General features: G+C 29.8%; 10 protein-coding genes, 1 tRNA gene and 2 pseudogenes. 3 read left to right on the top strand and 10 right to left on the bottom strand.

Features of this window, described 5'->3' with window-relative positions; genetic code table 11:
- Window positions 1–231: 231 nt before the first annotated feature.
- Complete coding sequence (gene recG / locus JJC03_RS15180; protein WP_235873590.1) at window positions 232–2,337, top strand: ATP-dependent DNA helicase RecG; 2,106 nt, start codon at window positions 232–234, stop codon at window positions 2,335–2,337.
- A gap of 19 nt (window positions 2,338–2,356) precedes the next feature.
- On the opposite strand, the gene JJC03_RS15175 is transcribed toward recG, so the two are convergent.
- The gene (locus JJC03_RS15175) at window positions 2,357–2,692 is read right to left on the bottom strand and encodes a helix-turn-helix domain-containing protein (protein WP_088399975.1); all 336 of its coding nucleotides are present in this window, start codon (window positions 2,690–2,692) and stop codon (window positions 2,357–2,359) included.
- Window positions 2,693–2,785: 93 nt separating this feature from the next.
- On the opposite strand from JJC03_RS15175, the gene JJC03_RS15170 reads away from it, so the two are divergent.
- Together JJC03_RS15170 and JJC03_RS15165 are read left to right on the top strand one after the other, a co-directional pair.
- The gene (locus JJC03_RS15170; protein WP_088399977.1) at window positions 2,786–3,160 is read left to right on the top strand and encodes a hypothetical protein; all 375 of its coding nucleotides are present in this window, start codon (window positions 2,786–2,788) and stop codon (window positions 3,158–3,160) included.
- Window positions 3,161–3,451: 291 nt separating this feature from the next.
- Window positions 3,452–3,532: transfer RNA gene (locus tag JJC03_RS15165), tRNA-Tyr, on the top strand.
- 128 nt (window positions 3,533–3,660) lie between these two features.
- On the opposite strand, the gene JJC03_RS15160 is transcribed toward JJC03_RS15165, so the two are convergent.
- The 9 genes and pseudogenes from JJC03_RS15160 to moaA form a co-directional block, all read right to left on the bottom strand.
- Window positions 3,661–3,906: a DUF6755 family protein gene (locus tag JJC03_RS15160; protein ID WP_088399979.1), complete on the bottom strand. Its 246-nt coding sequence runs from the start codon at window positions 3,904–3,906 to the stop codon at window positions 3,661–3,663.
- A 10-nt stretch (window positions 3,907–3,916) separates the two neighbouring features.
- Window positions 3,917–4,267: a Rieske (2Fe-2S) protein gene (locus JJC03_RS15155; RefSeq protein ID WP_258931965.1), complete on the bottom strand. Its 351-nt coding sequence runs from the start codon at window positions 4,265–4,267 to the stop codon at window positions 3,917–3,919.
- On the bottom strand, window positions 4,246–4,425 hold the full coding sequence (locus JJC03_RS18295; RefSeq protein WP_258931964.1) for a hypothetical protein: 180 nt from the start codon (window positions 4,423–4,425) through the stop codon (window positions 4,246–4,248). Before JJC03_RS18295 ends, JJC03_RS15155 begins: the two co-directional genes overlap by 22 nt.
- An 11-nt stretch (window positions 4,426–4,436) precedes the next feature.
- Window positions 4,437–5,009, bottom strand: coding sequence for a 4Fe-4S dicluster domain-containing protein (locus tag JJC03_RS15150; protein ID WP_088399983.1), 573 nt, complete (start codon window positions 5,007–5,009; stop codon window positions 4,437–4,439).
- Window positions 5,010–5,022: 13 nt separating this feature from the next.
- A pseudogene (locus tag JJC03_RS15145) lies at window positions 5,023–7,238 on the bottom strand (molybdopterin oxidoreductase family protein).
- Window positions 7,239–7,250: 12 nt separating this feature from the next.
- On the bottom strand, window positions 7,251–8,303 hold the full coding sequence (locus tag JJC03_RS15140) for an MFS transporter (protein WP_088399987.1): 1,053 nt from the start codon (window positions 8,301–8,303) through the stop codon (window positions 7,251–7,253).
- A gap of 18 nt (window positions 8,304–8,321) precedes the next feature.
- Window positions 8,322–9,914, bottom strand: coding sequence for an MFS transporter (locus JJC03_RS15135; RefSeq protein WP_088399989.1), 1,593 nt, complete (start codon window positions 9,912–9,914; stop codon window positions 8,322–8,324).
- Window positions 9,915–9,932: 18 nt separating this feature from the next.
- Window positions 9,933–11,404: pseudogene (locus tag JJC03_RS15130) on the bottom strand (MFS transporter).
- An 87-nt stretch (window positions 11,405–11,491) separates the two neighbouring features.
- Entirely contained in the window at window positions 11,492–12,481 is a 990-nt protein-coding gene (gene moaA / locus JJC03_RS15125) for a GTP 3',8-cyclase MoaA (RefSeq protein ID WP_088445287.1), read from the bottom strand.

Below are 12,481 nucleotides of genomic sequence, written 5' to 3'. Positions count from 1 at the left end.
ATATAATCTTTTTGTAAGTTTATCCTAAAATTCCAAAGATTGAAACCAAAAGCTATTTTTAATTGGAAGAAAAATAAAAAAGATTTTGTATTAGCATTATACAAAAACTAGCAAGCTAATATTGATAAGACAAGGAATCATTTTAAACAGAAAAGTAAATAAAAATTCCGCTCTTTCAACCAATTTTAAAAATAAAAGCCTTTCATAATCTTTTTAAGAAGTTTAATTAAAATGTCATCATTATTAGAAACTCCAATAGAATATTTAAAAGGTGTTGGCCCACAACGCGGGGAGTTATTACGCAAGGAACTTAATATACATAAATATGCTGATTTAATTAATCTTTACCCAAATCGTTATATAGACAGAACACGCTATTATAAAATTAATGAATTAGTTTCAAATAATAGTGAAGTTCAAATTATAGGTAAAATTATTCATTTAAAAACAGTTGAATTTGGTAAAGGCAAAAAACGTTTAGTAGCTTCTTTTGTAGATGATACAGGAGAAATAGAACTCGTTTGGTTTCAAGGTATTAAATGGATTCGTGAAAATATAAAAATTAACACACCCTATGTAATATTTGGAAAAATGAATTCTTTTAATAATCAATTTTCTATGCCACATCCTGAAATGGAATTATTGGAAGAGCACAAAGCAAATTTACGTACTGCAATGCAAGCTGTTTATCCTTCAACTGAAAAATTACAAACTAAGGGGATCTCTAATAAGGTAATCAATAAAATGATGCAACAGCTTTTTATTGAAACTCATACTTTATTTAGCGAAACATTACCTTCTCATCTCTTGGGAGAATTACAACTTATTCCTAAAAATAGTGCATTATTTAATATTCATTTTCCAAAAAGCCAAGAATTATTACAAAAAGCACAATTTAGATTAAAATTTGAAGAACTCTTTTTTATTCAATTGCAATTAATTTCTAAAAATTTAGTACGGAAACATAAAATAAAAGGACATCCTTTTGAAAAAGTAGGTTATTACTTTAATGAAATGTATACTAAATATTTACCTTTTGATTTAACAAATGCTCAAAAAAAAGTATTAAAAGAAATTCGAAATGATTTGGGAAATCCTGCCCAAATGAATCGTTTATTGCAAGGAGATGTAGGCTCTGGAAAAACAATTGTTGCCTTAATGAGTATGCTATTAGCACTCGATAATGGATTTCAAGCTTGTATTATGGCTCCTACTGAAATTTTAGCTACTCAACATTTTAATGGTATTACAGAATTAGCTAAACCATTGAATATAAATATAAAACTATTAACAGGCTCAACTAAAACTTCAGATAGAAAAATTATTCATCAAGAACTAGAAAATGGAAATTTAGACATATTAATAGGAACCCATGCTTTATTAGAAGATAAAGTACAATTTAATAATTTAGGTTTAGCTATTATAGATGAACAACATCGTTTTGGAGTTGAACAACGTAGTAAATTATGGAAAAAAGCTACACTTCCACCTCATGTTTTAGTGATGACAGCTACTCCTATTCCTCGGACTTTAGCTATGAGCTTATATGGCGATCTTGATGTATCCGTTATTGATGAGTTACCTCCTGGTAGAAAACCTATACAAACAGTACATCGCTACGATAGCAATCGTCTGAAAGTATGGAAATTTATGCGTGATGAAATTGATAAGGGAAGACAAATATATATTGTCTATCCTTTAATTCAAGAATCAGAATCTATGGATTATAAAGATTTAATGGATGGATATGAAAGTATTTCTAGGGATTTCCCTCTACCTAAATATGCTATTTCTATAGTACATGGTAAAATGAAGCCAGCAGAAAAAGAAGAAGAAATGAACCGTTTTGCTCAAGGAAAAACAAACATCATGGTTGCTACGACGGTAATTGAAGTAGGTGTTAATGTTCCTAATGCTTCAGTCATGATTATTGAAAGTGCAGAACGTTTTGGATTATCACAACTACACCAATTGAGAGGTCGTGTAGGTCGAGGAGCTGAGCAAAGTTATTGTATCTTGATGACGGGAGTTAAACTAAGCAATGAAAGTAAAATACGAATGGAAACTATGTGTAAAACTAATGATGGTTTTGAAATTTCAGAAGTTGACTTAAAACTTCGTGGACCAGGTGATATTATGGGTACACAACAAAGCGGAGTCTTAAATTTACAAATTGCAGATTTAGTAAAAGATCGTGATATCTTACAATTAGCAAGGCATCATGCAATTCGGTTATTGAAAGATGATCCCACAATGGAAAAACCAGCTCACCAAAAACTAAAGCATGTATTCATAGAATTAACTAAGAAAAAAAATATATGGAATTATATAAGCTAAAGATAAAAATTCAATTTTATTAAAAAGTCTTCATTTTTAATAATCTTTTTAATTCTGCATTTTCTTTCTTCAAATCAATTATTCGCTCCTTTTGCAACTCAATAATATAGTCTAATTTATTGATATCAACTTCTGGATGTTCCATAGATTCACCACGAAATAGCCAATTAGCATCTAAATCAGTAAAAGTATTCAATATTTTGAACATTTTGTCTGTTCCAAAAACTTTTCCATTTTTAATATTACTAATTTGACTACCTGATAGCTCTAATATTCTGGCAATCTGATTAACGCCAAGTCCCTTTGATACTAAATATCTATTAAATCGCACTCCTAAATCTCCAAATTCATTCATTATTTTGTATGATATTCAAAATTTTGTTTATATTTGTCTCGTTGAATTATTCAATAATTATAAACCCCAAAAATAAATTAAATTTAAATCACTATGTCAGATTTTTTAAAACAATTTGGTGAAGACCTGAAAAATAATGTACCAGGTTTTATTGCTGTTGCCGTTTCTGAAATAAAAAGCGGAATTTCTTATTTTACTTTATCTGTTAATCCTAATTTTGATCCAGAATTAGCATCAGCATTTAATCTTGAAGTAGTAAAGGCTAAATTAAATGCTATTAAGGCATTAGGCTTAAATGAGTCTATAGAAGATATTTTAATCAACCTTAAATCTCAGATACATATTATAGATGTTTCAGAAAATAATGAGTATTTTATCTACTTAGCTGTTGATTCTACAAAAGCTAATTTAGGAATGACAAAAGCATTATTAAATAAATATAAGAAAGAAATTAAAGGTAAGATCTAATTTTTTTAGAATATAAAAAACTTATTCAATAAATTCTCTTATAGAATTAAAAAAGGTGTCTAAAACAAAAATGGACACCTTTTTATATTAAAATATATTTTAAATAATTTATTCTATTAAAGCTACAAAGTAAATTATAGTCTTAATAAAATTATTTTAGAAAACCATACAATTATAACATATTGATTAATAAATGTTTACAAAAAAAATAAAAAAACATTAAAAAAAAGCTTGTTTATTCAAAAAACAGCTGTATTTTTGCATCGCAATCAAGCAATCACGGTCATGTGAGGGGAGATACTCAAGCGGCCAACGAGGACGGACTGTAAATCCGTTGGGAAACCTTCGCAGGTTCGAATCCTGCTCTCCCCACAAAAAAACCGATAAATTTAATTTATCGGTTTTTTTATTTGCTAAAATTAAACTTCTATAGAGTAATAAAATTAGAAAATCTAAGAAAAGAAATATAATCATAATTTTTTATCTTACGATAAGATATTTCACCTCTTATTATTACCTAGTGGTAAAAAGTATAGTAAGCCTAAGCCTATAACAAACAAAATAGCTGATGCTATAAATGCTGGAATTAAAATTTCTCTATGATGATCTAAAGCATTATTTAGAGCAGCATATAATAGCCAAATTTGAATGGCTATATTAAGTATTAAAATAAATATAATTGTGGAAAGTATAGCATTTAGTTTTCTTGTATTAGCTATATTTTGCCCTGTTCTAAAGGTACTCATACATATTTTTTTAAGTAGTTTGCGAGTTTATTGCTTTAACAAATAGACTTTCTCCTTTTTCTATTACTGCTAGTTGTGGTAAAGGTCTAGGAGGTGGCCCTGCTAAAACTTCTCCTGTTTTAGCATCAAAGAGACCTTCATGACAAGGACAAATGATTTGACCTGAACCAGGTTTATAATATACAGCACAAGATAAATGTGTACATTTTTGTTCATATGCTCTAAATGTACCATCTTCTAAGTGTATAAGAATATACGGTATATCGCAATCTTTAATTTGAAAAGCTTTAGTTCCTCCTACAGGAATATCATTTTTATTGCATATAAATTGTTCTCCTTCTATTTCTTTTTTGGGAACCAATAAGCTTTTGCTGCTACTAGCCCACTACCTATCATTAATCCCCCTGAAACAAGGGTTAAAAATTTAGCAAAATCACGTCTGCTTACTTGAGTAGCTTCTTGTTTATGAATAGGGAAATCTTTCTTCCAATTTTTGTTTATATTACTTTCTTTTGACATTGCTTAAAGTTTTAATAGATAATTAATTCTGTACGGCCTTTTGGCATCATTAGATTTACTTTTGTTAAGACAACTTCATTTCCAAAAACAAATTTATTAACAGGTGAACTATTAGGTCTTAATCGTTTTATTTCGTCTTTTGTTCCATAAAATAAAGCTCCACTTGGGCATACCGTGGCACACATGGGTTTTTCCCCTATACTAGTTCGATCGTAACACATGGTACATTTCATCATTAGATCATAGGATTCTATTTTTTTAGGAACACCAAAAGGACAAGCCATAACGCAGTTGGAACAACCTATACAGCGTTCTGTATTAGCTGTGTGTACAATTCCAAATTCATCTTTAGAAATTGCATCAGCAGGACATACATTAGCACAAACAGGATCTTCACAGTGCATACAAACTTGTACTGTTGTTTGTATTGTAGTAGCTCTTTCTACATAATTAACATGTATCATAGAATCATGACCATTTGTTTCACATTCTGCACAAGCCATTTCACAAGCTTTGCATCCTATGCAACGTTGCATATCTACAAAGAATTCTTCATTTCTATTAAACGTGGTGTAATTACTCATAATTTCTTATAATTTATTTACTTGCATAAGCTTTTGTAATTGATGAATTAGGAGCTATCTCTTTTAAAGGCTCTAATTTACAAGCTGATACTTTAAATTCAGGAATCTTTGATATGGGGTCTAAAGTTCCAGGTGTAAGTAGATTAGCTGATTTTTCTCCTGGCCAATGGTAAGGAATGAATACAGTATCTTTCCGAATAGTTTCTACAATATTTGCTGGAAATATACCTTCACCTCGGCGGGTAGAAACTTTTACCAATTCGCGTTCTTGAATATTATATTTTCTTGCTAATTCTGGATGTATTTCTAATAATGGTTCTGGATATTGGTCTACTAATTTACCTATTCTTCTAGTTTGTGTACCACTTAAGTATTGTGAAACAACTCTTCCTGTTGTTAATGTAATTGGATATTGTGTATCTGTTACTTCTCCTGGTAATTTATAAGGAGCTGGATTAAAATGAGCTCTTCCATCTGGAGTTTTAAATTTTTTATCTTCCCAAAGTCTAGGTGTACCAGGATGATCATCTGAAGGACATGGCCAAAATATGCCCATGTTTTCTTCTATTTTTTATAACTAATTCCGTAATAATCAGCGGTCCCTCCTTTAGAAGCAATTCTTAATTCATTAAATATTGCTTCACTATTTTCAAAAGAAAATTTATTTTTAACTCCTAACCGATCAGCTAATTCTAGGAGTATTTCAGAATCTTTACGAGCATTTCCTGGAGGAGTTACAGCCTGTCTAATTCTAATTACTCTACCTTCTGCTGAAGTAGTTGTACCATCTTCTTCTTCTTGTAATGATCCTGCTAAAACAATATTAGCGTGTCGAGCTGTTTCGTTTAAAAAGAAATCTATACATACATAAAATTCTAGTTTTTCTAAGGCTTCACGGACATAATTACTATTAGGTAAAGAAACTAAGGGATTAAAACAAATAGAAAGTAAGCCTTTTATTTCTCCTCTGTGAATAGCTTCAATAATTTCATAAGCTGAGAGTCCTTTTCCTGGTAAGTCAGCTTCATTAATTCCCCAAATATCTGAAATATATTTTCTGTGTTCAGGGTTTTCAATATCTCTATTACCTGGTAATTGATCACATTTATGTCCATGTTCTCTTCCTCCTTGTCCATTTCCTTGACCTGTAATGGTAGCATATCCACAATAAGGTTTTCCAATTCTACCAGTAGCTAAAACAAGATTAATACAGCCTAAAACATTATCAACTCCTTTTGAATGGTGTTCAATTCCTCTAGCATGTAATAAAAACGAAGTTTTGGCTTTTCCCCAAAGTTTAGCTGCTGCTTCTATTTTTTCTTTTTTGATACCTGTTATTTGTTCTGCCCAATCTAAGGTATAATCTTTAACTGCATCTATCGTTTCTTGAAAGCCTGAGGTATGATTATTAATAAAATCATGATCAAGCATATCATGATCAACTAAATATTTTAACATAGCTCCATATAAAGCTGAATCTGTTCCAGGTAATACATCAAGATGAATATCAGCGGTACGAGCTAATGGAATTACTCTAGGGTCAACAACTATTAATTTAGCTCCATTATCTCTTGCTTTCCATATCCAATGGGTTAATGTAGGGAATGTTTCACTAACATTAGCTCCAGCTACAATTATAACTTCTGCATGTTCTAAATCAGTATAATTATTAGAGCCTCTATCTAGACCAAAGGCTTTTTTATTACCTGCTCCTGCACTTACCATGCACAAGCGTCCATTATAATCTAAATTTTTAGTTTTAAGTGCTACACGAGCAAATTTTCCAACTAAGTAACTTTTTTCATTAGTTAAAGAAACCCCTGAAAGCATGGAAAAAGCATCATTTCCATACGTATTTTGAATTCTTTTTATTTCAGATACGGTTTTACTCATAGCATCTTCCCAAGTGGTATTAATAAAACCTTTATTTTCTACTCGAAGCATTGGGTTTAATAAACGATCTGGGTGATTATTTTGGAGGTATCTTTGAACACCTTTAGGGCATAATCTTCCTTCATTAAATGGAAATTCTTTCCAAGGGTCAAAACCTACTACTTTATTATCTTTTACTAAAAGTTTAATTCCGCATTGCATACCACAAAAACAACAATGTGTTTCTACAACATCATCTGGTTCATCTCTTCCTATATAACCATCTTTAGGGGCATAATTTAAATGCGGACCAAAAATTTCTATAATTTTTTCTATTGGTATTGGTAATTTTGCCATACTTTTTATTTTTTATCCAAATAAATTTCCACCTTCTTGTCGTGCTTTTAGGTGTGCTTGTGCTATTATAGAACGTTTTCCTTCAGGACTTAAATCTAAATGAGAAGTTCCATCAGGTTTTGAAAAATCAAAACCTAATTTGCGTGTTACTATTTTTAAATCATTTACGTGCAGTTGTGTTGTAAATTCGTTTCTTGTATGTGGACAAATGGCCATTCCTTGCTGTTCTTTTCCTTCAATTTTATAAATATGAGCACCAATTTGTGCTGGTCTTTGAATTATATGAAAAAATTTTCCAAAAGGAATCCATATTAAAAATAAGATTACAGTTACTGCATGTAAGACAGCTAAAAAGTCAAATGCAAAACCTTTCATGAACTGATATGAATAGGTTAAACCTAATCCTGTTGCTGAAATAGCGATGAGTAAAATGAGCGGTAATAAATCACCGTCAAATGTTTGAGTTGCAATTAATCCTGGATTAGTTAGACGTCTTCTTAGATAATATAAAGAACCTAAAATTACTAACCATGAGGACCAGTTTAGTGCATGAAAAGTTAAAAAGGCTATTACTGAACCTAGTCTAAAGGAAAATACTTCAAATCCAAAAAAATGAGCTTGATATAAGTTTATTGTTCCTGGGGCTAGTGTAAAATGAATCCAACCAAAGGTTAAAGGGATAGTAATCATAAATGCAGAAATACAACCTATAGCAATCATAAAGTGCGCTAACCAACGATATTTTCCTCTGGGATAAATAAATTTTTGTAAAACAATATTTCCTATAAATTCTTTTGCTACAAATACTAAATGTTTAAATACTTTACCTGTAAATAAAAAGTAGATTCCGCGCTTAAAATACATCCATGTAGGCGGTCTTTGTAACCAAACTGAAGTACGATATACAATTCCAAAAAAAGCAAATATAGTTCCAAATAAGTAGGTAACTAATGCTGCATCAAAATTTTGTAAATTCCGTGAGCCTAAATAAACTAACACTATGATTAAAATACATGATAGTGTTGCTATTAATAAAGCATTAAAATTTAAATTTTTTAACTTCATATCACTGTTTTATCAGGGTTAACTTGGTCTTTCACAACCTTTTCTATTATAATAATACCAGTTAATACAGGTGGCTAATGCTGTAAATATGATTACGCCTATAAAAAACTCATTAGCTGATCCATTACTTGTAATATTATTACCTATTAATTTTGAAAAAATAAAAGGACCAAATGCTGCAATAGCGGCTGTCCAACCAATTACACCAGCTGCTTGACGTTGATTTTCTGAAAAAATAATAGGATATTGTCTAAAAGTACCTGCATTTCCCATACCTGTAAAGAAGAACATCATAAGAATAACTCCAACAAATGTTGGGAATTGTTCAATATTTGTTGGCGCTAAAAGACCTTGACTTACTAAAACAATACAACCTAATAAGATTCCTATACCTGTAAGTGTTGTTAAAATTGCTCCCCCTACTTTATCTGCTATAAATCCAAAAAGTACGCGTGTTGCTGAACCAATTAGTGGTCCATAAAAAGCATAAGCTAAAGGATCTGGAGCATTAGGAAAGTCTCCATACAAAAATTTAATCATTAAAGGAAAAGCTGCTGATAATCCGGCAAAAGTTCCAAAAGTCATTACATAAGTAATAGTACAAAACCAAGTATGTTTATTATTGAAAATATCCATTTGTTCTTTTATTGAAGCTTTCATAGGAATACTCCTTAAATAAAACCAACTTATAATGGATAATATGATTAATAAGGGAATATACCAAAAGGCAGCAGATTGAATATAAATTTCTTTATGTGTAACTGCTTTATTATTTGGTTCTAATTCGTTTAATATTTTTTCTGCTAATTTAGGATTAGCATTTACAATAGCTTTTATTCTTGCTTTTAGAGGTAATGCTTTAAATATTATTACATTATCTTTTGAATTAATTGTTGTTTTTATTGAATCTAAAATTTTAGATTTTACAATACCAAGAAGTGCTTCTTGTTTTTTAGGTTCTATTTTTTCAAATATAGCCGTTTGTTGTTCAAGACTAGTATTACTTACTATTTCTTTAGCTTCTTTTGTATCAATATTAGTAAATAAGGAAGGGGCACCATATAGTCCCACACTCAAAACAATAGGGGTTACAAATTGAGCTAATGATACACCAAAATTTCCTATACCTGCTTGAATACCTAAAGCGGTTCCTTTCAATCTCTTTGGAAAAAACATATTTGTACTAGGCATATATGATGAGAAATCTCCTCCTCCAAAACCTGTTGTAAAAGCCAATATCATAAATACCCAAAAAGGTGTATTTGTATTCATAACGGCTAAACCAATACCTACAACTGGAATTAATTTTATAAATGTAGCTAAAGCTACTACATGTCTTGTTCCAAAAATTGGTAATATAAAAGTATGTATAATCCTTAAAATCCCTGCTGCTATACCCGGTATAGCAGCTAACCAAAATAATTGGTCTTTATTAAATGAAAAACCTAATCCTGGTAACTTAACTACTATTACGCTCATCATAAACCATGAGGCAAATGATAATATTAAGGATAATGTAGTGATTGTTAGTGTTTTCCATGCTATTTTACTTCCTTTCTGTTCCCAGAATTTTTCATCTTCTGGTTCCCATTGATTTAACCAAGTACTCATAATTACTTTTTTATTTTATTAATGATCGTGTTCTATATCTCTTGAAAATTCAGGTGTTTTTATTCTTAAAATTTTAATAATAGTATTATGCATCCATATCAAACAAATACTTGAAATAATAAAAATAAATATCCAAGAACTTGTCCATAAACCTGTAGTGTTAAGTAAATAACCAAAAATAATAGGACCTAAAAATCCACCTAAACCACCTATAAGACCTACCATACCACCTACTAATCCTACTTGATTAGGAAAATATTCAGGAATATGTTTATATACAGCTGCTTTCCCTATTCCCCAAGCAATTCCTATTAATATGACTAATAGAAGGTATACCCACATATTAGCACTAAACTTAATTTGTGTAATTCCTTTTGCTAATAATTCTTTTTCTTTACTTCTTGATTTTGTTTAATTATAATTTCTTGCCAAGAGGATTTTACTGGTAATAGAACACTTTCTTTTATGTGACTTTCTTTCTTAAGATTTATTTTATGTTCTTTATTATTAATTCGTATACTATTATTATGTATTTGAGCGATTCCATTTGTTGTTGCTAAAACTCCAGGACCATCTGTAGTGATTTCCATTTTAGGAAACATTAGCAAAAAGCTTATAATTACTGATGATCCTAAAACCCAATACATTACTTTTCTAGCTCCAAATTTGTCAGATAAATACCCTCCAAAGGCTCTGATTACTCCAGATGGTAAACTAAACATTGTAGCAAATAATCCTCCTGTTACTAAACTAGTATGATATACATTCATAAAGTTGGGCAATAACCACTGTGAATAGGCTACGAAACAGCCAAAAACTAAAAAATAATAGATTCCAAAACGCCAAACTCTTACTTTCTTTAATGGTTGTAACTGCTCTGATATTGTTTTAGAAGAGGTTTCTATTTTCTTATTCTTAGCAAATACTAAAAATGCTAATCCTATTATTACTAAAACAATAGCATATACTATAGGTAACATTTTCCATCCATTTTGAGCATCTGTTTCTGAAAATTTGTTTAATAATGTAGGAGCAATAAAAGTAGTTATAGCAGCACCTGCATTTCCCATACCAAAAATTCCCAGTGCTCTACCTTGCCATTCTTTTGGATACCATACTGAAGTGTATCCTATTCCTACTGAAAAACTAGTTCCTACCAATCCAAACAAAAAACTTAATATAGCAAATGCAGAGAATGTAGTGGCTGTAGTCAAGGCAAATAAAGGAATAGCACATAAAAATAAAAGAGTTGAAAAAACTATTTTCCCTCCATATTTGTCAGTTAAAATTCCAATAGGTAATCTAAAAATTGAACCTGATAAAATAGGAATACCTAACAACCACCCTACTTGAACTATATTCCAATTAAAAATACTTTTATCAACTAGATATGTTACTAATACACCATTTAATGTCCAACAAGCAAAGCATATTGTAAAGGCAAGTGTATTTAAAAATAAAATTTTGTGTGATTCTTTTAAAGAGCTCATAATACTTTTAATTTTATATAAAGATAAAAATGTCCTATTTGAGTTTGTATGACTTTTATCAGTTATAATTTAGGAATTGATTTTTAATCAACCTCCAATAGTAATCATACTTCTATTTGCTTCAAAATTTAATGGGTTATTAAATGATTCATTTGTTTCAAAGCCTCCTCTGATCTTTTGCTTCAAGCTTATTGATTGTTTTATTAAGGGAATAATAGTTTTCCCTTTTCTTAAAGTTTCTAATAAAGGGGTTTCTAATTTTGAAAATAAACAGTTCTTTAATTTTCCATCTGCTGTTAATCGTATTCTATTACAATTATCGCAAAAAGGATTGCTTACAGCACTTATTATAGCAAAGGATCCTATAAAATTAGCTATTTTAAAGTTTTTAGCTGTATCATTAGGTTTATCATTTTCTCTTAGAATATCTGTTGGATTGTAATAAGTATATAATTTTTCTAAAATTTGATGATAATCAACTAGCTTTTCTCTATTCCATTTATTTCCATCAAAAGGCATAAATTCAATAAATCGAACTTGCACATTAGTGTATTTTGTTAAATTAATAAAATCTATAATTTCATTATCATTAAATCCTTTTATTAAAACTACATTTAGTTTTACATGAAAATTATTTTGAACTAAAAGTTGAATATTTTGGAGAACTTTTTTAAATTCGTTTCTACGTGTTATGGATAAAAATTTATTTTCTTGTAATGTATCTAAACTAACATTAATAGAACCTATTCCTGCTTTTCTAAAAGTTTCAAGATATTGATTTACTAAAATACCATTGGTAGTAATAGTTAATTCTGTATTCAGTAAAGAGAGACGTTCTATAATTTCTTTTACATCTTTTCTTACAAGAGGTTCTCCTCCTGTTAATCTAATTTTATTTATACCAAAATCAACAAATGTTTGAGCAATTAGAACTATTTCATCTGCTGTCATGATATGCCCTTTAGGTGTTAATTTAATTCCTTCAGCAGGCATACAATAAGTACATCTTAAATTACAACTTTCAGTAATTGAAATCCGTAAATAATTATGAAATCGGCCAAAATTGTCAGTAAGCAT

The organism is Flavobacterium oreochromis (assembly GCF_019565455.1).
Lineage (GTDB): Bacteria > Bacteroidota > Bacteroidia > Flavobacteriales > Flavobacteriaceae > Flavobacterium > Flavobacterium oreochromis.
This window is presented reverse-complemented; position numbering and strand designations above follow the sequence as displayed.